Source organism: Niallia sp. WK069_GA_01 (assembly GCF_983173855.1).
In genome coordinates, this window is record NZ_OZ470138.1 from 4306126 (window position 1) to 4331207 (window position 25082).

General features: G+C 35.5%; 22 protein-coding genes. 6 read left to right on the plus strand and 16 right to left on the minus strand.

Features of this window, described 5'->3' with window-relative positions; translation table 11 throughout:
• Window positions 1–24: 24 nt before the first annotated feature.
• A complete protein-coding gene (locus AC5LWL_RS20095) occupies window positions 25–1095 on the plus strand; it encodes an FUSC family protein (RefSeq protein ID WP_493435958.1) in 1071 nt (356 codons plus the stop codon).
• A gap of 102 nt (window positions 1096–1197) precedes the next feature.
• Here the strand turns inward: AC5LWL_RS20095 and AC5LWL_RS20100 are convergent, their stop codons facing one another.
• The 11 genes from AC5LWL_RS20100 to fabL form a co-directional block, all read right to left on the minus strand.
• Complete coding sequence (locus tag AC5LWL_RS20100) at window positions 1198–3141, minus strand: ABC transporter ATP-binding protein/permease (RefSeq protein WP_493435959.1); 1944 nt, start codon at window positions 3139–3141, stop codon at window positions 1198–1200.
• Window positions 3142–4123: 982 nt separating this feature from the next.
• Window positions 4124–5017 carry an ABC transporter permease gene (locus AC5LWL_RS20105; RefSeq protein ID WP_493435960.1) on the minus strand — a complete coding sequence of 298 codons (894 nt, stop codon included), beginning with the start codon at window positions 5015–5017 and terminating at the stop codon, window positions 4124–4126.
• A gap of 13 nt (window positions 5018–5030) precedes the next feature.
• Window positions 5031–6035, minus strand: a complete 1005-nt coding sequence (locus AC5LWL_RS20110; protein ID WP_493435961.1) for an ABC transporter permease — start codon at window positions 6033–6035, stop codon at window positions 5031–5033.
• 239 nt (window positions 6036–6274) lie between these two features.
• Window positions 6275–7846: an ABC transporter substrate-binding protein gene (locus AC5LWL_RS20115; protein WP_493435962.1), complete on the minus strand. Its 1572-nt coding sequence runs from the start codon at window positions 7844–7846 to the stop codon at window positions 6275–6277.
• Window positions 7847–7898: 52 nt separating this feature from the next.
• A complete protein-coding gene (locus AC5LWL_RS20120; RefSeq protein WP_493435963.1) occupies window positions 7899–8879 on the minus strand; it encodes an ABC transporter ATP-binding protein in 981 nt (326 codons plus the stop codon).
• Window positions 8876–9868 (minus strand): ABC transporter ATP-binding protein, encoded by a 993-nt coding sequence (locus AC5LWL_RS20125; protein ID WP_493435964.1) that lies wholly within the window; start codon window positions 9866–9868, stop codon window positions 8876–8878. The genes AC5LWL_RS20120 and AC5LWL_RS20125 overlap by 4 nt, the downstream gene beginning before the upstream one ends.
• Window positions 9869–10215: 347 nt before the next feature.
• A complete protein-coding gene (locus AC5LWL_RS20130) occupies window positions 10216–11964 on the minus strand; it encodes an ABC transporter ATP-binding protein (RefSeq protein WP_493435965.1) in 1749 nt (582 codons plus the stop codon).
• Between the two features lie 362 nt (window positions 11965–12326).
• Window positions 12327–12857 (minus strand): nucleoside tri-diphosphate phosphatase, encoded by a 531-nt coding sequence (gene ntdP, locus AC5LWL_RS20135; protein WP_493435966.1) that lies wholly within the window; start codon window positions 12855–12857, stop codon window positions 12327–12329.
• Between the two features lie 283 nt (window positions 12858–13140).
• On the minus strand, window positions 13141–13413 hold the full coding sequence (locus tag AC5LWL_RS20140; RefSeq protein WP_493435967.1) for a YgaB family protein: 273 nt from the start codon (window positions 13411–13413) through the stop codon (window positions 13141–13143).
• 488 nt (window positions 13414–13901) lie between these two features.
• Window positions 13902–14084: a gamma-type small acid-soluble spore protein gene (locus AC5LWL_RS20145; RefSeq protein WP_493435968.1), complete on the minus strand. Its 183-nt coding sequence runs from the start codon at window positions 14082–14084 to the stop codon at window positions 13902–13904.
• Between the two features lie 549 nt (window positions 14085–14633).
• On the minus strand, window positions 14634–15377 hold the full coding sequence (fabL, locus tag AC5LWL_RS20150; RefSeq protein WP_493435969.1) for an enoyl-[acyl-carrier-protein] reductase FabL: 744 nt from the start codon (window positions 15375–15377) through the stop codon (window positions 14634–14636).
• A 115-nt stretch (window positions 15378–15492) separates the two neighbouring features.
• On the opposite strand from fabL, the gene yfhS reads away from it, so the two are divergent.
• Entirely contained in the window at window positions 15493–15717 is a 225-nt protein-coding gene (gene yfhS / locus AC5LWL_RS20155) for a mother cell protein YfhS (RefSeq protein WP_493435970.1), read from the plus strand.
• Window positions 15718–15891: 174 nt separating this feature from the next.
• Here yfhS and mutY read toward each other — a convergent pair whose 3' ends face one another.
• Window positions 15892–16992: an A/G-specific adenine glycosylase gene (gene mutY / locus AC5LWL_RS20160; RefSeq protein ID WP_493435971.1), complete on the minus strand. Its 1101-nt coding sequence runs from the start codon at window positions 16990–16992 to the stop codon at window positions 15892–15894.
• A 411-nt stretch (window positions 16993–17403) separates the two neighbouring features.
• On the opposite strand from mutY, the gene AC5LWL_RS20165 reads away from it, so the two are divergent.
• Window positions 17404–18384 carry a metal-dependent hydrolase gene (locus AC5LWL_RS20165; RefSeq protein WP_493435972.1) on the plus strand — a complete coding sequence of 327 codons (981 nt, stop codon included), beginning with the start codon at window positions 17404–17406 and terminating at the stop codon, window positions 18382–18384.
• An 808-nt stretch (window positions 18385–19192) separates the two neighbouring features.
• On the opposite strand, the gene AC5LWL_RS20170 is transcribed toward AC5LWL_RS20165, so the two are convergent.
• Complete coding sequence (locus AC5LWL_RS20170; RefSeq protein ID WP_493436672.1) at window positions 19193–19462, minus strand: YfhJ family protein; 270 nt, start codon at window positions 19460–19462, stop codon at window positions 19193–19195.
• Window positions 19463–19588: 126 nt separating this feature from the next.
• Here AC5LWL_RS20170 and AC5LWL_RS20175 point away from each other — a divergent pair, with 126 nt between their 5' ends.
• On the plus strand, window positions 19589–19741 hold the full coding sequence (locus AC5LWL_RS20175) for a small, acid-soluble spore protein K (RefSeq protein ID WP_493435973.1): 153 nt from the start codon (window positions 19589–19591) through the stop codon (window positions 19739–19741).
• 58 nt (window positions 19742–19799) lie between these two features.
• On the opposite strand, the gene AC5LWL_RS20180 is transcribed toward AC5LWL_RS20175, so the two are convergent.
• Together AC5LWL_RS20180 and recX are read right to left on the minus strand one after the other, a co-directional pair.
• Window positions 19800–20117 carry a YfhH family protein gene (locus tag AC5LWL_RS20180; protein ID WP_493435974.1) on the minus strand — a complete coding sequence of 106 codons (318 nt, stop codon included), beginning with the start codon at window positions 20115–20117 and terminating at the stop codon, window positions 19800–19802.
• Between the two features lie 140 nt (window positions 20118–20257).
• Window positions 20258–21061, minus strand: a complete 804-nt coding sequence (gene recX, locus AC5LWL_RS20185) for a recombination regulator RecX (protein ID WP_493435975.1) — start codon at window positions 21059–21061, stop codon at window positions 20258–20260.
• Between the two features lie 407 nt (window positions 21062–21468).
• Here recX and AC5LWL_RS20190 point away from each other — a divergent pair, with 407 nt between their 5' ends.
• The gene (locus tag AC5LWL_RS20190) at window positions 21469–22365 is read left to right on the plus strand and encodes a TIGR01777 family oxidoreductase (protein WP_493436673.1); all 897 of its coding nucleotides are present in this window, start codon (window positions 21469–21471) and stop codon (window positions 22363–22365) included.
• 53 nt (window positions 22366–22418) lie between these two features.
• Window positions 22419–22547, plus strand: coding sequence for a YfhE family protein (locus AC5LWL_RS20195; RefSeq protein WP_493435976.1), 129 nt, complete (start codon window positions 22419–22421; stop codon window positions 22545–22547).
• Between the two features lie 584 nt (window positions 22548–23131).
• Here the strand turns inward: AC5LWL_RS20195 and AC5LWL_RS20200 are convergent.
• Entirely contained in the window at window positions 23132–24196 is a 1065-nt protein-coding gene (locus tag AC5LWL_RS20200; RefSeq protein ID WP_493435977.1) for an ATP-grasp domain-containing protein, read from the minus strand.
• Window positions 24197–25082: the final 886 nt, after the last annotated feature.

Sequence of the window (25082 nt, forward strand, 5' to 3'; positions counted from 1 at the left end):
GTAATAGAAGGGAATAATATATATATGACTTTAGGGGCGCGTGTTCTTAAAACAGGAATCGCCATTGTATTAGCCTTATTACTAGCACAATTATTGCATGCTCCTTCTCCTGTATTTGCGGGAATTTCCGCAATCTTTGCGATACAACCAACCATTTACCGATCTTATTTATCAATTGTTGAGCAAATACAAGGGAACATTATTGGAGCTATTATTGCCGTGATATTTGTTCTAAGCTTCGGAAATAACGTTTTTATTATCGGTTTAGCAGCCATAATCGTCATTACCATTAATTTAAAGCTTAAATTAGAGAAAACCATCATTCTTTCAATGGTTACTTTAATTGCTATTATGGAGACTCCAACCGATAACTTTATATCTTTTGCCATCATCCGGTTTTCGACGATAATCCTGGGAATAGGTTCATCTTTTCTTGTCAACCTTGTATTCTTACCGCCTAAATATGAAAACAAGCTATACAATAGTATTTCGGATATAAGTACAGAAATTACTAAATGGATACGGCTAACAATTCGACATGCATCCGAACACCATCTATTGAAGAATGATATTGAAAGATTACAAGACCGCATTATAAAGGTAGATCAGCTTTATCTTATGTATAAAGAGGAACGAAATTATTTTAAAAGAACAACCTTATTAAAAGCAAGAAAGCTTGTTATTTACAGACAAATGATCACTACATTAAAGCGATCGTTTTATACATTAAAAAAACTTCATCGATTTGAAAATGATATAGTGGCATTACCTGATGATTTTCAAAATATTATTCAGCAGCAACTAGATTGCTTAATTCATCATCATGAACATGTTATGTTAAAATTTATCGGAAAAGTAAAACCAACCGTGACATTTGAAGAAGGAGATATTTCTGTTAATCGGAAGGAGCTCTTTACACTATTGCTCGATCATTATAACAAGAAACAGTTTGAAGACGAAAACCTTCAATACCATGCCATGCAAATTATCTCGGCATTGATTGAATACGATGAAAACGTAGATCATCTAGATACACTAATTACTACCATACAAATTCATCATAAACACGAAGTAGAAGTAAAAATAGAAGAATAATCAAAAGCGTGGAATAAAAAGAAGGAAGCAAAGGATGTTACGAGCCCTTTAGCTTCCTTCTTTTTTTAAAGAGAACAAGATTTACATCTGCTTTCCTTTTTGTTATTCATACCTTAATGCGTCAACAGCATTTAATTTAGCTGCTCTTCTTGCGGGAATAAATCCAGCTACCATACTTATGCATGTACTGAAAATAATACAAAATGCTGCTAAGTATCCTGGTACAACAAATGCAGTAAATGCATTTTCTTTTAAAATAGCTTTTAAAATCTCATTTCCTGCTAGGCCAAGTAAGTATCCGCCAATCACACCGAATAATCCTCCTAAAACTCCAATGACTGCTGCTTCTGATAGAAAAATCCTTCTAATATCTTTGCCCCGTGCTCCTAAAGCTTTCATCGTTCCAATTTCTCTTGTTCTTTCTAATACACTAACATACATAACAATGGCAATCATAATGGCAGAAACAATAAGCGAGATTCCTGCAAATGCGCCTAGAGCTGCTTGAATCATCACAAAATACGAATTGACTTGATCCAACTGTTCACTGCTCGTTTTTGCAAATAACCCTTCCTTCTCTGCAGCTTTTTTTACTTTATCCACCACTTGTGTATTTTTAGCCACTATATTTGCTTGCAGCATTCCTTTTTCACCTGTTGACTCTTTATATATTTTTTCTGCAAACTCATACGGAATGTAACAAAGAGAAAGACCGAATGATCCGTTCTTCACTACTCCCAGAACTGGCATTTCCACATCAACTGTTTTAAATATACGCTGTACACCGTCCAATTGAGAAGAAACAGTCATATTGATTTTTTTGCCAATCACCTCTTTATAAGAGGCATTTTTTCCAAATAAGCTGTCTACATCCTTTTCTGTAATAAAAATGCCCTTTTCTCCATCTTTTGGATATTTTCCTTCCACAATATTATTTTTTTCAAAATCTCCTTTTTGTTTAGACGGGTTTAATCCAGAGAGAATAAGGCTGACTGGTGCATTATTCGGATCTGTATTGTTTACACTACCATAAAAAGCATAAATTCCTGTAACTGCTTCTATATTTGAATCATCCCTTAAATGTTGAATTTTTTCATCTGAGATGACCTTTGGATTTTTTTCATCTGTTTGTATCGTTACACTTCTCTGGTCTGTTAGCTTTTCCAATTCACTATTCACTTTTTCTTGTGCGCCAATACCTAATCCCACCATTAAAGCAATACCGCCAATTCCAATAGATGCCCCAAGTGCGGTTAAGAGCGTTCGCCATTTTTTCTGTTTTAAGTTCTGTCCCGCAAGCTTTACACTGGAAAGAAAACTAAGCCTTCCTCCTTTTTTTGCCTCTTTTATATTTTCCTGCTTTGCAATACGTTGCTTTTCTTCATTTGAAAGAACCTCGCCATCTTTTAAACGAATAATTCGATTTCCCCATTCAGCCAGTTCCAAAGAATGAGTAACCAAAATAATTAATTTGCCTTGTTCCGACAACCCTTTAAGTATCTCCATAATTTGAATGGCGGTTTTCGAATCAAGCGCACCGGTCGGCTCGTCCGCTACAATAATATCTGGATCATTCGCTAACGCTCTTGCAATTGCCACACGCTGTTTTTGCCCGCCGCTTAATCGGTTCGGTTCATATTTCAGCTTATCCCCCAACCCAACCATCTCAAGAAGTTCCTTTGCTCGCTCCTGCCGCTGTTGTTTCGACTGACCGTCCAACGTCATTACAAGTTCTACATTTTCTTGCACTGATAAATGAGGAACAAGATTAAAGCTTTGAAATATGTACCCAATATTATTTTTTCGATATTGAGCCCATTCATTTTGGTTAAACTTTGTGATTTTTTGATCATAAAAGTATATTTCTCCACCTGTTAACACATCAAGCCCCGTAATAATATTTAATAACGTAGATTTACCACATCCTGATTCACCTACTAGCGAAACAAGCTCCCCTTTTTGAAACTCCAAATTAATGCCCTTTAAAACCGGAATTGGCTCATTGTCAATAAAATACGATTTTTCAATATTAACTAGCTTTAGCATCCCTTTACTCCTTTATTTTTTATTGTCTATCCATATATTATATCCCTAAATATAAGTACGTTTTGATAATTCAGAAGTTTCATTTTTAAAAAAAATAATAACACTGTTAAACGACGAGACCGACATTAAAACAATCATTAATACGAAAAATTTATAACACAGACAGGCTCACAGGAAAGCGAAGTGTATTCTGACTTCGGACTTATTGAAAGAGCCAACACCTCTTTTCAAGGTGACACCATTGCAACCAAATTTACACCATGCAGGTTGAAAATAGGCAGTTTTTTGATTAAGTTCGTTGATATACCGAAGCAGTGAGCAGCCGGAATACACGAAGACTCCTATGGGATTAGCGGGACAGACGAGACCCCGCAGCATAGCGAGGAGGCTCGGCGCACGCCCCATGGAAGCGAAGTGTATTCCGACTGCGGACTCATTGAGAGAGCCAACACCTTTTTTCAGGGTAGACCATCCATGCTAATAAAAATTTGCACCATAGCGCATGAAAAGAAGCAGTATCCCTAAGTTTTTATTAGTTGAAGCAGGGAGCAGTCAGAATACACGCAGACTCCCTCGGGAATGCGAGAAAGACGAGACCCACAGCATAGCGAAGAGGTTCGACGCTCGCCCGCAGGAAAGCGAAGTGTATTCTGACTGCGGACTATTTGAGAGAGCCAGCGCTTTTTCAATGTAGACCATCCATGCTAATAAAAATTCAAACCATGGCGCATGATAAGAAGCAGTATCCCTAAGTTTTTAATTGTTGAAGCAGGGAGCAGCCGGAATACACGAAGACTCCTATGGGATTAGCGGGACAGACGAGACCCCGTAGCATATAGCGAGGAGGCTCGGCGCACGCCCCATGGAAAGCGAAGTGTATTCCGGCTGCGGACTCATTGAGAGAGCCAACACTTTTTTCAGGGTAGCCAAACCAAAAAAAGTGATCCAAAACCGCTAAACGATTATTTGAATCACCTCTTCTTTAATTTTTCATTTTCGGATCAATTGCATCACGCAATCCATCTCCCATCAGATTAAACCCTAGCACCGTTAACATAATAGCAAGACCTGGAAAAATCATCGTCCATGGAGCCTGCACTAAAAACGTTTTAGCATCTGACAGCATCTTACCCCATTCTGGATTCGGAGCCTCTGCACCAAGACCCAAAAAACCTAAAGCAGCCGCTTCAATAATAGCAGTGGCAATAGCAAGAGTTCCTTGAACAATAATCGGTGCAATACTATTTGGAAGTACATGAACAAACAAAATACGTTTATCACTCATGCCAATTGCTTTTGCCGCCATAATATACTCTTCTTCTTTTACACTTAACACCCTAGCTCTGATCAACCTTCCAAATGCAGGAATATTAATAATAGCAATCGCAATAAGTGCATTTTTTAAAGACGGACCAAGTACAGAAACAATGGCAATCGCTAATAAAATACTTGGAAAAGCCAACATAATATCAAACATTCTTGAAATAATACTATCAATCCATTTCCCATAATAACCAGCAACTATCCCTAAGAAACAACCAACTATAATAGAACCGCTAACGGAGAAAAAACCAATCCATAAGGAGATTCGTGCCCCATAAATGATTCTTGATAAAATATCTCTCCCAAAATCATCTGTCCCAAACCAATGTTCCGCAGAAGGAGACAGCAAACGCTCTTGCAATTTCTGTTCATTTATTCCTTCTGAAGCAATAAGCGGGGCAAACACAGCTAACAAAACAAAGAACAATACAATGCCTGTCCCAACAACTGCTAGTTTATTTCTTTTAAAGGTTTTCCATGCTTCCATCCAAGGAGAGATCACTTTCTCATCTTGGCTAGTTAATGAGGTATTTTTTTCCGTCGATAATTCCACATTTATCCCCCCTTTATCTGTATTTTATTCTTGGATCAATTGCTGCATATAATAAATCAACCACTAAATTAATTAATACAAAGATAACTGCAACAATTAATATTCCTGACTGAATCACAGGATAATCCCGATTGCTAATTGCTTCATATATATATCTACCTATTCCTGGCCAACTAAAAATAGTCTCTGTTAAAATAGCTCCCCCTAACAATAAGCCGGTTTGTAAACCAATAACTGTCAAAACAGGGATCGTTGCATTTTTCAAGGAATGTTTATATACAACCCAAAACATTCTTACTCCTTTTGCTCTTGCAGTGCGTATAAAATCCGACTTCATTACTTCTTGCATAGAAGATCTTGTAATTCTTGCAATAATCGCCATTGGGATAGTTGCAAGTGCAAGACTAGGCAGAATAAGATGCTTCACTACTTCCCATAATTGATCCATCCTTCCTTGCAATATCGTATCTATAATATACAAATTCGTTATTGCTGAAATCGGATTCCGCACCTCTTCTCTTCCAGAAGTAGGAAGCCAGTCTAAGTTTACGGAGAAAATCCACTGTTCCATTAACCCTAACCAAAAGATAGGAATCGAAACTCCTAATAAGGCAAATACCATTGCTACATAATCAAACCATGAGTTTTGAAACCATGCACTAATAATTCCTGCATTTACACCAATCACAATCGCAATAATCATTGCACACAAGGACAATTCTAAAGTAGCTGCCAAATATGGCCAAATTTCTGTACTTATTGGTGCTTTTGTTTTAATGGACATCCCTAAATCACCTGTAAATAATCCACCTAAGTATTTTATGTACTGGGTATACCATGGCTGATCAAGCCCCAGTTGTCTTGTTAAATCTGCAATAGCATCCTTTGTCGCCAGCTGACCTAAGATCAACTGTGCCGGATTACCAGGTATTGCTCTAATCATAAAAAATACAATTAAGGATAAACCGAATAACACAGGAACTAATGACAATAATCTTCTAATTGTGTAAGAAAACATCTATTCACCTCTGTTCAAACTATGTATAACATTACAAATCATGAATCAATAAGAAAAGCGGAGGGCGCCTTGTTTCGCCCCTAAGAAAAATATTCTCCAGCCTCAAAAAGTGTTTTTTCCTTTTAGAAGCTGGAGGCAATACTCACCGGAGCTAGACAGCCGTCAAACTTTAGAAAACTTATGCTTATCTTTTAATAGAAAAAGGAGTCTTTGTAAGAGCTCCCTTTTCTATTAGCTACTTATTCAAATTCAACCGTAGATAAAACATCTGAACCTGTTGGATGCGGCAAGAAGCCTTTAAGGTTCGCTTTACCTGCTAACGCTGGTTTAGAATGTACGAGCGGAATCCATGGTGCATCATCTTTTATAATTACTTGAGCTTGTTTATAAAGTTCTTCTCGTTTTGCTTGATCTGCTGTAGATTGAGCTTCCACCAACAAATCATGAACTTTAGAATTTTCGTAATAAGAGTAATTATTTGATCCAATGCTATCTTTATCTAGCAGTACATATAAGAAGTTATCTGCATCGCCATTATCACCTGTCCACCCTAAAAGGAAAGAGTCAGCTTCTCCTAGACGAGCTTTTTCTAAATATGTTCCCCACTCATAAGAAACAATTTTTGCTTTTACCCCAATATCGGCAAAATTCTTTTGAATTGCTTCAGCCACTTTTTGTCCATCTGGCATATATGGTCTCGGTACTGGCATAGCCCATAATTCCATAGAGAACCCATCTTCATATCCAGCTTCTTTTAGAAGTTCTTTTGCTTTTTCTGGATTATATTCATAGTCTTCCACTTCATCATTATAGCCTGCAACTACTGGAGGCATTGGATTTTTCGCAGGATCTGCTGCTCCTGCATAAAATGCATCAATAAGAGCATTTTTATCTACTGCATAGTTTAATGCTTGGCGAACTAATTTTTCTTTTAATGGTCCACGTGTTGCTGTTAACCCTAAATATCCTACATTTAAAGACGGGCGATAAAACACTTGTAAATCTTTATTAGATTCAATTGTTTTTACATCATTAAAGTTAACATCTGTAATTAAATCCACTTCTCCGGAATTTAACGCGTTTAACCTTGCTGAGTTATCTGGAATAGCTCGGAAAATAACAGAATCTAATTTTGGCAAAGCAGAATCCCAATAGTTTTTGTTTTTTTCTACTGTAATACGATCATTCTTCTTCCATTCTTTGAAGACAAATGGACCTGTTCCAACAGGATTTTCACCGAATTTATCTCCGTATTTTTCCAATGCAGCTGGTGAAGCGATTGCAAATGGAGACATTGCCAAGTTTTTATAAAACGGTGCTAATGGGCGTTTTAACGTAAATACTACTGTATGTTCATCTGAAGCTTTCACTTCTTTAATAACATCACCAAATTGTGAATTGTAATAATAGAATTGTTCTTTATCTCCAGCTGACCAACGTTTAAAGTTGTAAACAACTGCTTCTGCATTAAAGTCCGTACCATCAGAGAATTTAACCCCTTCACGAAGCTTTAAGGTATAGGTTAAACCATCATCTGTGTTGCTCCACTCAGTTGCAAGCCCTTCTTTCACTTCAGTATCTTGCTCGCCAAATTCCAGCAAGGTTTCAAAAATATTCTTTGTCACACTAAAAGATTCACCATCTGTAACAATAGCTGGATCCAATGATACTGAGTCTCCACTTCGTCCAAAAACTAATGTCGATTGTTTTTCATTTTTTTTAGTAGAATTTGATTTGCTACTGCATCCTGCGAGTGCCAATGAAAGCATTAATACAAACGCAAGAATTACGATGCTGCTTTTCTTTTTCATACTGTTCCCCCATTATCTTCTTGTTTATTTATCATTCATGCAGCAGTTTCCATCATTTCTGGACAGAAGGATAGAGATGACATGCTGCAAAGTGACCTGGTTCTAATTCGACCATCTCTGGTCTTGTTGTTTTACATATTTCCATACAACTTGTACATCTTGTATGAAAAGCACACCCTAAAGGAGGGTTAGAAGGACTCGGCAAATCTCCTTTAAGCAAGATCCTTTCTTGCTTTATATCTGGATCTGGGATAGGAATAGAAGACAATAATGCCTGAGTATATGGATGCAGTGGTTTATTATATAATTGATCAGATGTTGTCAACTCTACTAATCTCCCTAAATACATAACACCTATTCTGTCGCTAATATGTTTGACAACACCTAAATCATGTGCGATAAACAAATACGTTAACTGAAATTCTTTTTGTAAATCTTTCATTAAATTTAATACTTGTGATTGAATCGAAACATCTAATGCAGATACTGGTTCATCTGCAATAATTAATTTCGGGTTTGTCATAAGAGCTCTTGCAATCCCGATACGCTGTCTTTGACCACCACTGAATTGATGAGGATAACGTTTTGCATGAAAGCTGCTTAATCCTACTACTTCTAGCATTGCTTTCACTTTTTGCTTTCGCTCCTCTTTATTGCCCATCCCATGAACAATTAATGGCTCTTCTAAAATCCGCTCTACTGTCTGCCGCGGATTTAAAGAGGCGAACGGATCCTGAAAAACCATTTGCATCTCTTTGCGTGCCTTACGAATCTCTTTTTCACTTAATTTCGTAATATCATTTCCTTCAAATAATACTTGTCCAGCAGTTGGCTGAATTAATCGCATAAGCATGCGACCTGTAGTAGATTTACCACAGCCTGATTCTCCCACTAATCCGAGTGTTTCTCCCTTTCCAACAGAAAATGTTACACTATCTACTGCTTTTACTTCTCCTATTTGTTTTCCTAAAAGACCACCATTGATTGGAAAAGATTTCTTTAATTCCTTTACCTCTAATAATACCTCTGTCATCGTACACCTCCAGGCTCATGCAAGAAGCATCTAACCGTATGCTGTTGGGTATCCGCATTATACAAGGATGGATTATTCGATCTACAGCGTTCATGCACAAACTCACATCGATCAGCAAAAGCACAGCCTATCTTTATCGAACCAGGCTTCGGCACATTGCCTGGGATAGAATAAAGCTTATCCTGTTTATTTCGAATATCCGGTACAGAACGCAGCAGTCCGATTGTATAAGGATGTTTAGGATTTTTGTAAATTTCTCTAACTGGTGCCTCTTCCACCACTTTTCCAGCGTACATAACAATAACTCTTTGACAAATTTCTGCCACTACACCTAAATCATGGGTAATCATGATAATAGCAGTACCCAATTGTTCATTTAGGTCTTTCATTAAAGAAAGAATTTGCGCTTGTATCGTTACATCCAATGCAGTTGTCGGTTCGTCCGCTATTAAAAGTTTCGGCTGACAGGACAATGCCATCGCAATCATTACCCTTTGTCTCATCCCACCTGATAATTGGTGAGGGTATTCTTTCATTAGTTGTTCCGCTCGAGGCAAACCTACTAATTGAAGCATTTCTACCCCTTTTCGAAATGCTTGTTTTTTTCCAATTTTATTATGTAATGTTATGGCTTCTTGCAATTGGCTTCCTATCGTAAATAAAGGATTCAAGGAAGTCATCGGTTCCTGAAAAATCATCGCTAGTTCATTTCCGCGGATTTTTCTCATCTCATTTTCTGATGCATTAGCTAAATCTTTTCCATCCAGCCTAATTTCTCCTCTAACAATTTTTCCGGAAGGTTGAGGAACTAGCTGCATAATACTAAGGGATGTAACACTTTTCCCACAGCCAGACTCGCCTACAATTCCTAATACTTCTCCTCTTTTTACAGAAAAGCTCACGTTATTAACTGCCGCTACTTCTCCTCCATCAGATGAAAAGAATGATGTTTTTAAATCTTTTACTTCCAAAACGGGAGCTTGCTTCAATATGGTACTCCTTCCTAAAATAAGCAATATTTCAATTTTATTCTTATTTATAAAATATATTTTATTAGAAAAATTTTTATTAGTCTATAATTTTCTAAATATTTTTATAATATATTCCGAAAATTTTTTCGAAATATTCTTTTAAGGACTTTTTTACCATTATTATAGTAATAATAAGATTTTTTTATTTTATTACTATATCTTTTTGTTTTTTCACAAAAATCTCATTTTATATTTCACAAAATCTTTATTCCAGCTAAATAAAAAGATGATCATTAAAACGCTATACTTTATTCACCATCCTAATGGTTAAATAAAGTATAAAGCGCCTAACAATCATCTTTTTATTAGTTATCTAACTGCTGTATCTGAAATAAATTATAATATTGACCTTGCTTTTTCATTAATTCCTCATGGCTTCCATCTTCCATGATTCTTCCATTTTCCATTAACACAATGCGATCAGCATGCGTTATGGTTGATAAGCGATGGGCAACTATTAAAGTAGTTCGGTCTTTTGCAAGTATTTCTATTGCCTCTTGGATCAATTGCTCGCTTTCCAAATCTAACGCAGACGTTGCTTCATCTAATATGAGAATCGGCGGATTTTTTAAGAATACACGAGCGATAGCCACTCTTTGCTTTTGACCACCACTTAACTTCACGCCCCTCTCTCCAACTTTTGTATCATAACCTTCTGGTAATTCCATTATAAAATCATGCGCATTTGCTGCTTTTGCCGCAGCCATTACTTGTTCATCTGTTGCGCTCGGATTGCCAATCATAATATTTTCTTTAATGCTGTCACTAAATAAAAGATTCTCTTGCAGCACCATACCTATATTATCTCGCAATGAACGAACTTTAAAGGAACGAACATCTTGGCGATCCAATTCAATGCTGCCATTTACTACATCATAAAATCTCGGAATCAAGCTGATTAACGATGATTTTCCGCCCCCGCTCATTCCTACAAAAGCGATCGTTTCCCCTTCGTTAATTTTTAACGATATATCTTTCAAAATAAGTGCTTCATCCGAATAATAGGCAAAATCAACCTTTTTGAATTCTATTTCTCCTCTTACATTTACACAATCAACGGCATTATTTTTATCTTGAATATCATATTTTTCGTCAATTAATTCAAATACACGGTCCATAGAAGCAATCGATTGAGTTATCGTGGTAGAGGAATTGACCATCCTTCTTAATGGATTGTATAGCCGCTCAATATAAGCAAAAAAAGCAATCATTTCGCCTAAAGATAAATCCCCGTTAACCACCTGATACCCAGAGTAGGCAATAACAATTAATGGAGAAATGTCGGTTATTGTGTTCACTACGGCAAATGCCTTTGCATTCCATTTTGTATGATCAACTGCTTTTGCTAAAAATCGATTATTAAATTTTTTAAATAATTGCTGTTCGTGATTTTCTCTTGCAAAACTTTTTATGACTGCTATTCCTTGTACTCTTTCATGCAAAAAGCTTTGCACACCTGCCAAAGCCTGTGATCTTTCTCTTGTTAAAGTCCGTAAATTCCCAAAAAAGTACTTCACGGAAAGAGCATAAAAAGGGAGCAAAATAATGGAAATTATCGTTAACTTTATATTCATTGTAAACATAATCGCGATAGCAATTAAAATGGTCACACCATCCAACCATAAATTCATTAAGCCTGTTAAAATAAAGTTTTTTGTTTGCTCCACATCATTAATAACACGAGAAATAACTTCTCCTGCCCTTGTATTGGCATAATACTTAAGACTTAGTTTTTGCAGATGAGCAAATAACTGATCACGAATATCAAATAGTATCTTATTAGAAGTCCATTGTGCAAAATATTGACGATAATATTCAATCGGTGGTCTTACGACAACAAAGACAACAATCATAATTCCCATTGTAAAAAGTAAATGATGGATTTTTTCATCGCTGCTAATTCCGTTATTATTAATAATATCGTCGATAACATATTTTAATAACAGAGGAATTAAAAGGGGAATGGCAAATTTTATGATTCCAATAAAAATAGTTCCAATTATTTGCCTTTTGTATGGTTTCACAAACTGCAAATATCTCTTTATACTATCCACATGTATTTCCTCATTTCTAAAAAATAGGCCACCTTTAAAAGTGGTTTCGCAGGTGGAATACACTTCGCTTTCCATGGGGCGGGCGGCGAGCGCGATCCTCCTCGGAGCATGCTCCTGCGGGTTCTTCGCCTATCTCGCTAATCCCATAGGAGTCTTCGTGTATTCTAACTGCTCCTTGCATATAAACGTAAAAACCTGCTTTTTTTCATGTGCCTCTGTGCAAATTTGTTTCTTACATAACTCAAAGCTTCCAGCTATGTAAAGGGGAAGGATGACGAAAGTTTCACTTTATCATTATTACCTACTTAAGCAAAATAAAAAAGCCTGTCCAGTTAATCAACAAGCTTTTTTTGCAATTCGTATCAACTTCTGTACGTTAAATATCTTTCATACCATAAATCAATAAAATCTGGTGCAAAGGGACCCTTTCGTTGGCGAATCCAATGAATCAGTTGATTGACATGTGATTTTAATATGCTATCAATGGCTTCTGGATATTTCATTTCAATCCGGTGGCGTTCGTATTCATCCTCATCTAACAAATTAAAAGTCATATCTGGAAAAATCTTAATATCCAAATCATAATCAATATATTTTACTGCTTCACCGTCATAAATAAAAGGTGAACTGAGGTTACAGTAATAATGAATCCCGTCTTCTCTAAGCATACCGATAACGTTAAACCAATGCTGTGAATGAAAATAACAAATTGCTGGTTCACGAGTTACCCATGTTCTTCCATCAGATTCTGTAACAATAGTTCGATCATTACCACCAATTATTAGGTTTTGCGTCCCTTTAAGTATCGTTGTTTCGTCCCAGATTCGATGGATGTGCCCATTATGTTTGTAGCTATGAATTTGTATTGGTTCACCCTCGATAGGTACGACCATTTTTCTCCCCTACTTTCATTAGCGGACGCGCTTTGCAACCTGCTACACAAAAACATTATTTTCCCGACAAAGGCAACAAAGATCAATTCCTCTTTTTTCTATTTATATTATAACGGTTAAAAGGAAAATTTAAAACAAAAGAACCATTGAATTTATACAATGGTCTAGAAAAAACATGAAAATATAAATTTCAGCAAGAAAAATTTCTTTTTTCTACAAGTTAACCTACCGATAATAAGTAGAATTCACGGATAATTGGTCCATTTATTTGCAGTCAGCTATTTCAAAACACCTGACCGCCAGTGGATACTTTCATGTCTTTCTCCTGATACACCTTAATTACTTCCTCTGTCTGCAGTTCGAATATTTGATGAATATCCTGTAATTCTTCCTTCATTTTCTGAATATCCATCTGAATCTCTTTTAATTCTGTTTCCTTTTGCAACAGCTGAAGTTCCAGTTCTATTCCTTCACATCTTTCTAATTCTCCTTGTAAATATAATAGTTTATCCATTGTTTTCATTTGTTCCCCAACTAACCCGTTAAATAAATCCATGAAAAAACACATCCTAATTTAATATTTTATTCAAATGGTTTCTTTCTACAGTAAATATTTCGTTCTTCCCCTTCATATTCCTTTGACAACTTCTGTAGACTAAAAAGAAGTTTTGTCGAAAAAAAGAAAAGCGCAAGCGCCTTGGTAATCGCTGACATGCAAATGTTCTGAACGATAAAAGTGCTTTTTACTTTTAATCGTTCAGGTTATTTGACACGAAGCGATAGGCGCTGGAGCTAGACAATGAAAAGCGCAAGCGCCTTGTTAAGCTCTGAAGAAAAATGTTCCTTTGACTCAGAAAGTGTTTTTACTTTCAGACGCAAAGGGTTATTTTTTCACAAGAGCTAGGTTAGGCATGTTTTTTTATTTGTCTCTCTTTGTGAGGCATGTGAAATAACAGGAAGTTTTAGTGAAAGGAGTAAAGGAAGGATTATAGGAAAAACAAAAGGCACTTTTCTCGAAAAGAAAGTGCCTTTTGCTTTACTTAATTATTTGTTAGAGTTTTGAGATTTTTTTGCTTCTGCTTGTTGGTTGTATTTTTTAACTTCTGCTACGTTAGTTTCACTAGCAAATTCAGTACCATACTGACCTTGACCAGCAGATTGAGCGTTTTGTTGTTTTACTTCTTGAATGTTAGTTCCTGATTGTGTAACACCAGCTTTTTTAGCCATTACTATCACCTCCACGCTCATTAATTTGTCCCAGAATTTATGGTTCTATCCACATTAATTCATTACCAATTTAATCCATAAAACAGACAATTTTGAATGTTTTTTATCGGTTATATTTTGGGAAAAATATAAAAAACATCAGGCGTGTTGATTAACCAATAACTCCTAAAAAAGTTTTTTACATTCGGGAGCCTATCCCTCACTATGGTAATGCTTTCATGCACTAAGGTAGGGGACGGTATTCCCAATTTTAGATTTTGGTTCTGATTCATCCTTTTATCGGACACTTTCTTCTCTTTTTCGTTGGATTTTGGTCCTGATTCACCTTTTATCGGACACTTTCCCTTCTTTTTCGTTGGATTTTGGTCCTGATTCACCTTTTATCGGACACTTCCCCCTCTTTTTCGTTGGATTTTGGTCCTGATTCATCCTTTTTGAATCTAAACAGGTAAAATGACACTCTTGGAAAAACATATCAATAACTTTCATACCGTTCACACACAAAAAAAAAGAGGATCTCTCCTCTTTTTCAGCCAAAGCCTAACAATCTTATACTAATAAAGAAATGCCGCCATCTACAATAATCGTTTGTCCTCTTATCATACTAGAATCATCACTCACTAAGAACATAACTGCATTTACCATGTCATCAATTTCTACAATTCTGCCTGCAGGTGTTTTTACTGCTGCATCACCTAACAGCTCATCTCTATTCGGAAAATGTTTTAATGCCTCTGTATCAACAGCTCCGCCTGACACAGCATTCACAACGATATTTTTCGGAGCAAGCTCAACTGCTAAGTAGCGTGTTAATGCTTCTACTGCAGCTTTACTTACACCTACTGTAGTGTAATTTTTCAAGTAGCGGATTGAACCTAATGAACTGATGCTGACAATTTTTCCGCCGCCATCCATTAAATTAGCTGCTTCTTGTGCACAAAACAATAATGCCTTACTGTTTATATTCATTGTCCAGTTCCAATGAGATTCTTCCAATTCCATTATTGGCCTTAATACACCTGATGCTGCGTTGTTAATGAAAACATCCAGCCTGCCAAATTCCTTTTTTATTTCTTCAAACATATATTTAATTTTATCTACATCACCGACATTTGCTTTTACTAAAAGTACTTTTCTGCCTAATGCGGTAATTTCATTTGCAGTTTCTTCGGCTGCTTTTTTGCTTCTTGCATAATTTATAACAATATCATATCCTGCCTTCGCTAAGCGGATGGCTGTTGCCTTTCCAATCCCCCGGCTGCTTCCTGTTACTAACGCTACTTTTTGTGTCATTTTTTTAATTCCTTTCCCATCCGTTTATTCTCATTTTACTTCTTCCATGCATAGTTCGCAATCAACATAAACACAATACATATAGAAACTTTAGCGAATAGAAAGGATGCTTGTTATGTATGTAGGTAGAGATATGACTGATTTATCTATGGTAGAAAAAACAAAGTGGAAAAATAGCGAACTCGCTTTTTTTCACCATTCCTTACAGCAAATGACCCCTTATTTAAATATGGAAGGTCAAAGTATTCATCAAGATATTATTAAAGAAATTGAAAATCGTGGCGGGCTGCATCGAAATGAAGCAGACTACACCCATGGTACAGAAGTAAGCTATGATTAAATCAGCACCTCTTCGTTCAATTTTAAAGAAATAAGAGATACTTCAAAACAGATTAAAAAAAGATTTAGGCCTTAAGAAGTTTTTCTTAAGAGCCTTCTTCTTCCGTTTACCTGCTTTTATGCTTCCCTTATCTAGACAACATCTTAAATCGAGTGTATGTTGACAATAATTATTTTATTCCGTCTCCACATCCTCTAAGTACTTGAGCATTTTCTGGTGAGAAACTGGAAAAGGATATGGACTAATTTCTTTTTGAGTCACTCTCTTCAACCGATCCGTTTCTTCCTCTAAATCCAATAACACCCCAGAGTACACATTAATATTCCAAATAAGATGAGAAAAAACATGCTCTATTCTTGTTAACATATCGCCGACTTCTATTTTCGCTCCGTATTTTGTCAGCATTTCTTGTTTCAATTGTTCTTTTTCACTCTCAATGGTTTGAACAATTTCCATATTTGGGAATTCCCATAGATTCGCTAATAAACCAGCTTCTGGTCTTTTATGAATAAGCGTTCTTCCATCTGTATCTTTTAAAATAACTGCAGCAAGATTTAGTGATTTTTGCTTTTTATTTTTCGTTTTTATAGGCAACTCTGTTTGCGTTCCATCATGAAATGCCTGACAATGCTCCCTTACAGGGCATAATAAGCAAGAAGGAGATGTTGGTGTACAAATTAACGCACCCAACTCCATTAATGCCTGATTAAAGTAAGACGGATTTTCATAACAAATAAGTCCCCTTACTGCTTCCTCAAATATTTTGCGTGATTTAGGCTTCGCAATATCTTCCCATATGGATAAGATTCTTGATAATACCCGCATCACATTTCCATCTACAGCAGGTTCTGGTACACCATAAGCAATGCTTAAAATGGCTCCTGCTGTATATGGACCTACTCCTCTAAGTTTCGCAATTTCAACTGGAGTGTTCGGAACGACTCCTCCATACTTTTCATTCACTTCTTTAACTGCCGTATGCAAATTTCTTGCTCTCGAATAATATCCAAGCCCCTCCCAAGCTTTCAGCACTGTTTCTTCTTCTGCTTCTGAAAGTGCTTCTATGGTTGGAAACTGTTCGATAAAACGATTAAAATAAGGAATAACGGTATCTACCTTTGTTTGCTGCAGCATTATTTCTGAAACCCACACTTTGTATGGATCCTGATCTTGCCGCCATGGTAAAGTCCGTTGCTCTTCCGTAAACCAATTTAATAAATCGTCTCTAAACCCTTGGATATTTACACTTTTTAGCGTTTCATTGATACTTTTCACTTTCACCCTCCAAAAATGTTAATTTTATTAAAATTGGGGAATAACAAATGTATGTATTATCCTTTTCACTTGCATCTCAATGCATAGTATCTTAATGTTAATAACATCTTTGGGATAAAACCTATTTTTCATTTTGTCATTATCTTTTGTAACGATTCTCTAAAATAAGAATGAAATATATATTGTCGACTGTTTTTAAACGAATCGAAGTGTATTTCAGGCTGCAAATTAAGCAACAGAAAATAGCCTTATTAAAAGAAAGCTAACTAAATTTCATTATTGTCTTACTTATCCATTCTAACTTCAAAAGTGTATCTTTTGTTTTTGAAAAAAGAAAGTGATTTTTGATAGAAAATTTTAGAATTATTATCCAATCGACTTTTGCGTAACTTTTAGGGAGGTTTGTTATTTTTGGATACAGGTACACATATAGTCATGGGATTTGCATTAGGTGGTCTTGCAACGCTGGATCCTGTTGTTGCAGGTAGCCATGCAACAACAATCAGCGTAATGATTACTACATTGGTTGGATCACAGGCTCCCGATATTGATACCGTATTAAAATTAAGAAATAATGCTGTTTATATACGAAACCATCGTGGAGTTACGCATAGTATACCGGCGGTTTTATTATGGCCATTATTAATCACTGCTGTTGTTTATCCTTTTTTCCCTGAAGCAAATTTGCTTCATTTATGGTTATGGACTTTCTTAGCCGTATTTTTACATGTATTTGTAGATATTTTTAATGCATATGGAACACAAGCCTTAAGACCGTTCTCTTCTAGATGGGTTGCATTAGGATTTATCAATACATTTGATCCGATTATTTTTGCTTTTCATGTAGTTGGTTTATTTTTATGGGTATTTGGCACAAACCCTGGTTATACTTTTTTAACAATCTATATAATCTTAATTGGTTATTACTTTCTCCGCTACTTTGCCCAGCGAAAAGTCAAAAAGAAAGTAAAAGAAATAATTCCAAATGCATCAGCCATTATCTTATCTCCTACTATGAGGTATAACCATTGGCGTGTTGCTGTTATGACAAAGGAATCTTTTTATGTAGGTAGAGCACATAACTATCAGATAGAAATTTATGATAAATATGAGCGTATTCCTATTCCAATAACACCGGCATTAACTGCTGCTCAAATGGATAAAAATCTATCTGCTTTTTTATCTTTTTCACCTGTGTATCGCTGGGAAGTGCAGGAGCTGGAAGATCAACTTCAGGTTCGCTTCATTGACTTGCGTTATCGAAGCAACGGACATTACCCTTTTGTAGCAGTTGTTCATCTAGATAAGGATTATAATATTATTACATCTTACACTGGCTGGATCTTCAGTGAAGAGAAATTAAGAAAAAAGCTCGATATTTTAACTAATTAACAGTATTTTATGAGTCGTACCAGAAAAGAAGCTGGGACATAAGTATTCCAGCCAAAGATAAACCCGAACCATGATACGAAGAGGTAAAAAATATTTCGTATCATGGTTTGGGTTTTTTATTCGTGTAAAAAAGAAGGTTTGTGGTAATCACCCGCAGCCTGCATACACTTCGCTTTCCGTGGGGCTACGCTTGAGCCACTTCGGCCCTTGACCTGCAGGGTTTCAGCTTCTTCCCACATTTCCCGCAGGAGTCTTCGCACCCTCCGTTACAAGCAACCTGTTTTAGAATAAGTTCTTGTCTTCGAATTTCATTGCAAGGTATGACGACTAAACACTAGTAGTGTTGATTTTTTATGTTTATTATTCAACGCTGTTCTCCCAAAATGTGCATTTTTAGTCTATTTTTATAAGGTGGGTGTTTTTACCAATTCAACGACAGCAACTAATGGAGCAAAACGGCTTGATTGGAGTGGAAGGTGCGAGACTCCTGTGGGATTTGCGGGTTAGATGAGACCCCGCAGGCGCTTGCGCCGAGGAGGCTCATCACACGCCCCACGGAAAGCGAGCATCCTGAAACGAGAATCTTGCCCCTATTTATAAGGAAAAACACCCAAAAAGACGAATCAATCATCCTTTTCTAATTGCTCTAAACCAAGTTATGCTAATATATGAAGAGGAATTTATAACTGCGAAGTTTAAGTTAACTATATTAAAAAACATAACTAACCAGTATAGGGAAGTAGCCATTTAAGTGCTAAATTAGAAAATGTTCGTATCTTCCTAAACAGAATAATATGGTAAGTATTTTTTAATGAAACTTTCTTTTATCTTCTAAAAAGAAATCTTTATATTTCGGGTTCTGTGCAACAAATTCATGTAGCTTTTCCCCATAATTTTCGATCCATTGATTTACTACTTTTTCGGTTATTTCCATTCCTTGATATTCTCTTCCTGCTTTTGCATATGTACTTTCAAAATCTTCCCATAACAGCTCGACCCATGTTTGTGCTTGAGTAACCGTAATGGATTGATTTATTTCCAATAACCGATCCACCAGCCTTCTTTGATAATCATGCATCATCTTTTTAACCTTCTTTCTTTTTTCTATATGAAGTAATAGTTTTTTTATTAAAACAAATACTAAGTCTGTAATAAACTTGTTGTTTTATTACGACACCACGGATTAAACATTGGAGGTTTTTTTATGAGCAAAGGTGTAGACAATATAAATGAAAATAAATTTGAAGGGGAACCTCGCGCGAAACCGGAATTTGCTTCAAAACGGGCAGATGGTTCAATTAATACCCATCCACAAGAAAGAATGAATGCTTCTTCTCATCGAGAAACGAATAAATAATCTTTTGAGAGCAGAGAGGCAGGAAAAATATATTCTGTCCTCTCTCTCTTCTCATGTATTAAACACGCACTTTTAGTAAAGAAATAGGAATTCCTTCTATTTTTTTATCATTGCTGCGAATACCCCAAGCAAAAACTCCGTTTAAATAGTGAATTTTAAATAATACACCAGGATCTCCTTCTATTTCATAAACTTCATTTTGTTTATAATCTGCTGTATTAACTAAATATGCTTTAGCTAAAACGGCTTTTCGTTCTAAAACGGCATATTCATTGACCATTCCCAATTGTTCAGCCTTCTTCGCTTTTTCATTTAATAAAGCTATTTCTGAACGAAGCTCGTACTCTGTCATCATGCTATAACGTTTTGTATGCATACATGAATTCCTTCCTCCGTTTTATTACCCTGGATAATAAAAAGCTGGCCATTTCTTTATAAAGTGAATGGAAGACTCTACTTTATTTTATAGGAAAGATAGCTTTCTGCTCAAAGATAAAGCCTCACCAAAGGAAAAATTCAATCTGTTATCTCTTCCAAATATCGATCAATCTGTTCAATAATAAATCCTTTTCTATATAAATACTGTTTCATCTTTTGTTTAAATTCATATCCGCTATATTTCGCAAACTTTCTCTGTGCTTTTTCCCCTTGTACACGAATCATATCCATTTCATCAGCCACTTCATCCATAAAAGAAGGTTCATTTTTCACTTCTTGAATAATAGCAGAAGTATGTCCTTTTCTTACTAATGTTTGCTCAAGCTTCTGCAAAAGCATACGCTTCGATTCCTTTTTATTGCTTCCAATAATTTTATTGGCTATTTTTCGAGCTGAAAATAATTGATCATCAAAGGATAATTCCTTGATTGCCTCTTCGATAATAGATACCTCTATTCCTTTATCCTTTAGTTCTCTTTTAATAACTTGTGGACCTTTATCTGTTGTATTTCTTTGTGTTCTAACGTAGGAAAAAGCATAGTCTTCATCATCAAGGAATTTCATCTCATAAAGCTTTGTCATTACCTCTGAAATAACAAAGTCACCTTCTACCTTTGTTTTTAAATGGCTTCGAACTTCTGCGTCTGTCCGTTTAACTTTCGCTAAATATTTCACGGCAAATGAATAGCCTTTTCTTATTTCATCATTAAATTGAATTTCGCTTAATAATAAGGAATCCAATTCTAATCCTTTTTGAAGTTGGTATTTTATTAATATGCCTTCATCGACACTAAAAGCATATTCTTCTTTTCCATTTTTTACTGTAAAAATATTATATCGATCTGTTATCTGTTTCTGCCTTGTAATTTTAGAAATGATCAAGTTTTTATCCCCCTCATGATTTTTTCTGTTTTTTCCGGGAATATAAAAGAAGAGATATATTTTATATACCATTATCATACATGAAAAATGAGCGTTTTATTATATTATTACATTATAACTCAAACTTCGCAGTTATAATTCCTCTTCATCTATTGCCATAACTTTGGTTTAGAACAATCAAAAAAGGAGGAGTGAGTATTCTTTTAGGGTGTTTTTTTGCAAACATTATTCCTTACAAATAGGGGGTTGCTTGGGGCGTACGATGAGTCCACAGGAGTCTCGCATATCCGCTTCAATCAGGCTATTTTGAACAATTAGTTGCTGGCGTTTTACTGGTGAAAACACCCCTCTTATAGAGGTAGACTCAAGCGGCACATATAAAGGAGGCGGATATTATCAATTTTTTAATTGCTGGAGGAACTGGTTTAATTGGTGAAGCACTTATCACTACTTTATTAGATCAGGGTCATACTGTTTATTGCTTAACAAGAACTGCTTCCAATAAAAAAAAGAAGAAACATTTAATTTATGTTCAGTGGCTTAACAGAAATCATGGTTCAGAACACTTACTTAAACAAACAACAGTGGATATTGTTATTAATTTAGCCGGGAAATCGCTTAATAGCGGCAGATGGACACATAACACAAAGCAGCAGCTAATAAATAGCCGTCTAGAAGCTACAAATGCACTTATGAATATAGTAGAACAACTGCCCATTAAACCGAAGCTACTTCTGAATGCGAGCGCTATCGGAATATACGGTACTTCCGAAACAAAAATTTTTAGTGAAACGGACAAGGCTGCTCATGATTTTCTTGCAACTACCGTCTCTAAATGGGAGGAATGCGCCAGCAGCAGAGCAGCACAAAATAATATTCGAACAGTCTTTTGTCGTTTCGGGGTTGTGCTATCCAATAAAGGAGGCGCATTGCCCTCCTTAATTTTACCGTACAAATTATTTTTAGGAGGCAAAATTGCCAGTGGTAAGCAATGGGTTTCTTGGATTCATATTGACGATGTAGTAAAAGCATTACTATTTATTGTAAAAAATGATTCCATATACGGCCCAGTAAACTTTACTACTACCAGTCCTGTTAATATGATGGAGTTGGGAAGCATAATCAGCAAACATTTGCACCGTCCTAATTATTTTCCTCTTCCTTCCACTTTATTGAAAGCAGTCTTAGGAGAGATGAGTATTTTAATCACAGAAGGACAAAATGTTTTCCCCCATCAGTTAGTAAACCATGGTTACTCTTACAAATTTAATTCTATAGAAGCAGCAATTTCGGATCTTTATTAAGTATCTTTTTTTTAAACGAAGGAGAAACTATAACAAATGAAAGGATGTTGCAAATGGAAAAGCGAAGACAACAGCAAAAATCAAAGCATACTTTATCTAGTATGCAAGAAGTTACTTATACCCATGAATTTAAAAAAGCGGACAAAGCAGCAGAAGAACATACTAAATCAAAAAAGAATTAGTTTTAAGCAGACTAGAGGATCAAGTTCGTGTTCCTCTAGTCTCCTATTTATAACCACAATTGATAGCAACCGCTTTCTTTATGCAAATTAAACTTATCCACAGAATATGATGGTTTTTTGTTTCTTCCTTGTGGATAATGTGTATAAACCTGTGGAATACTTCTATAGCAAAGATCTTGATGTGAATAAAAAGTGAATAACCGCAGCAATTTTCCACATATTTATTTTTTGGTTCATTATAAGCTAAGATTACTCTTTACTCTTCTCATACAATTTTTTTACTATTCCCTCATACTAAGAATTTATTTTCCACCATTAAGAAGCCTGAATTCATCTAGAATTAACCAGAATGCCAGACGAGCAAGATTGTAGGAGTGAGTGACTGCGAAAAAGCCATTAAGGTGCTGGCTTTAAGCGCTACGTCTTTATGTTTTTTGGACTGACACAAGTATACAGAATTAAAACCACTCCGTTATCCATCATTTCCTAGACAAAAAAACTGCCATAAAACATGGCAGTTAGGACTTTTTAAATAAAATGCTTCTTTTTTCAATAAAGTAAAAAAAATCCTTAGAAAATGCTACTTAATAAACTACTTTGGAATCTGACATATGACTTTTCAATATTACTTCTTTCTCTATATAGCTCGATTTAATACCAAAATGAGGAGAAAGAATTTCAACCGCTTCTTTCCCGTGCAGCAATAATTTAACCGCTCGATAAGGAATATTAATTCCAGCTAAGCAGCTGTAATGAAGCCCACCAGACATTCTTGGATTAATTTCCAATAATTTTGGTATGCCATTTTTATACTTTACTTGAATATTATAAACAAAGGGAATTTTTAATGCCTTATTCATTTCTTTTGCTATTGTAAGCAACTCTTGATTATCTTCTAGTTCTCTAATTCTGCCTTTTGCTTTTTTTCTTGGGATCGCTGTCATTAATACTCCATCGTAGGCTAAACAGTCAATGCTGTACTCATAACCATCCAAGTATTCGGAAACCATTAGCGGAGGGAATGAACTTTGCTGTTGCAGGATCGTATAGGCTTGTTGAAATGAAATAGTGGATGTAATACCTTGATAAAATAAGGTTTGAATAGTATCTACTTTTTCTTGAACAATCCGAAAACCATTTCCTCCCTCTCCAATTACTGGCTTAAAGCAAACTTTATGTCCTTTTTCTTTTAATAGACTATAAGCCTTTTTAAAATCTTCAGCATTATTTACAATAAAATAATCAGGAATACTTACATACTTACTTAATACAGGATGGTTCTGTATGTAACGATATGTTTGTTCTTTATCATCTAATATTTCCATTAGATCTGGATCGGGGCATACTAACACCTTAACACCTAAATCATGAAATTCCGATAAATGTTGCGCTATTAAAACATTTTCTTTTCTTGGAACAAATATATCAATAGAATGTTTTTGACAAAATTCTAAGCAAAACAAAATATACATTTCCCCAGAAACAGCTGGTTCCTTAAAAGCAGCATCACAATAGCTTAAGTACAAAGCATCTTCATTTGTGGATGTACCATACACTTCAAATTCCTGTCCATCTGAGTTGTAGCGAATCATATCGATAAAGTGTGCTACTGTTGTGAACCATTGGTTAAACCAGATTCTTTTCTTCATTACTTTATCCTTTCCAACATACTGACGGATTAATTTATCTTTTATAATCCGTAAATAAATAGTTTGCTTTATTTTTTAAATAAAATGTAAGAAATCATAAATTTTTTGAACTGTGCAGGCTGTCTAGCTCCAGCGCCTAGCTCTAGTGAGTATTGCCCCATGCCTCTAAAAGTAAAAAACACTTTTTGAGTCATGTGAACATTTTTCTTCAGAGCTGTTCAAGGCGCTTGCGCTTTTCTATTGTCTAGCTCCAGCGCCTAGCTCTTGTGAAAAATAACCCCATGCCTCTAAAAGTAAAAAACACTTTTTGAGTCATGTGAACATTTTTCTTCAGAGCTGTTCAAGGCGCTTGCGCTTTTCTTATTATTCGTCAAAAACAGATAATACTCCTAAAATTACTGATATATTCGACAAATATTGTCGAAATCCTCTATCAATAACTCCCTCCAAAAAATTATTTTATAAAAACACTATTTGGTCTAAACCGAAATACGGCCTTATGTGCAAATTCACTTTAAATAAAACATAGTATGGTTTGAAGAACCGTTCCCAATGTCATCAAGCCGAACTTCAATATATTAAAAAAAGTATGTCGTAAGCCTCAGGAAATGAACTAGGAGTTTCCCAATCAATGAACAGATTTTTTGTTGCTAGTAGTCGATAATAATGAGATGTTTGTTTATTTCTTTTAGCAACGGGAAAAGATATAGTAGATTTTTATTCATTGATAATGATGGCTTAAAATTCTATTTAACTGTCTAGCTCTGCATAAGAGGGAGTACAAACAATTGATTCCTAACCTTCCTGCTGCTTCCTTCTTTCAAGCTGATATAATTTAAATCTTCAAATATTTTGTTATAATAGACTAAATTATGTTTAAAGGAGA

Bases quoted from the DNA above. Each gene is read 5' to 3' on its own strand.
- AC5LWL_RS20095 (WP_493435958.1), top strand. From the start codon at position 25: ATGACTTTAGGGGCGCGTGTTCTTAAAACAGGAATCGCCATTGTATTA.
- AC5LWL_RS20100 (WP_493435959.1), bottom strand. From the start codon at position 3,141: ATGCTAAAGCTAGTTAATATTGAAAAATCGTATTTTATTGACAATGAG.
- AC5LWL_RS20110 (WP_493435961.1), bottom strand. From the start codon at position 6,035: ATGTTTTCTTACACAATTAGAAGATTATTGTCATTAGTTCCTGTGTTA.
- AC5LWL_RS20115 (WP_493435962.1), bottom strand. From the start codon at position 7,846: ATGAAAAAGAAAAGCAGCATCGTAATTCTTGCGTTTGTATTAATGCTT.
- AC5LWL_RS20120 (WP_493435963.1), bottom strand. From the start codon at position 8,879: ATGACAGAGGTATTATTAGAGGTAAAGGAATTAAAGAAATCTTTTCCA.
- ntdP (WP_493435966.1), bottom strand. From the start codon at position 12,857: ATGGTCGTACCTATCGAGGGTGAACCAATACAAATTCATAGCTACAAA.
- AC5LWL_RS20140 (WP_493435967.1), bottom strand. From the start codon at position 13,413: ATGGATTTATTTAACGGGTTAGTTGGGGAACAAATGAAAACAATGGAT.
- AC5LWL_RS20145 (WP_493435968.1), bottom strand. From the start codon at position 14,084: ATGGCTAAAAAAGCTGGTGTTACACAATCAGGAACTAACATTCAAGAA.
- fabL (WP_493435969.1), bottom strand. From the start codon at position 15,377: ATGACACAAAAAGTAGCGTTAGTAACAGGAAGCAGCCGGGGGATTGGA.
- yfhS (WP_493435970.1), top strand. From the start codon at position 15,493: ATGTATGTAGGTAGAGATATGACTGATTTATCTATGGTAGAAAAAACA.
- AC5LWL_RS20170 (WP_493436672.1), bottom strand. From the start codon at position 19,462: ATGCATGATTATCAAAGAAGGCTGGTGGATCGGTTATTGGAAATAAAT.
- AC5LWL_RS20175 (WP_493435973.1), top strand. From the start codon at position 19,589: ATGAGCAAAGGTGTAGACAATATAAATGAAAATAAATTTGAAGGGGAA.
- AC5LWL_RS20180 (WP_493435974.1), bottom strand. From the start codon at position 20,117: ATGCATACAAAACGTTATAGCATGATGACAGAGTACGAGCTTCGTTCA.
- AC5LWL_RS20195 (WP_493435976.1), top strand. From the start codon at position 22,419: ATGGAAAAGCGAAGACAACAGCAAAAATCAAAGCATACTTTATCTAGT.
- AC5LWL_RS20200 (WP_493435977.1), bottom strand. From the start codon at position 24,196: ATGAAGAAAAGAATCTGGTTTAACCAATGGTTCACAACAGTAGCACAC.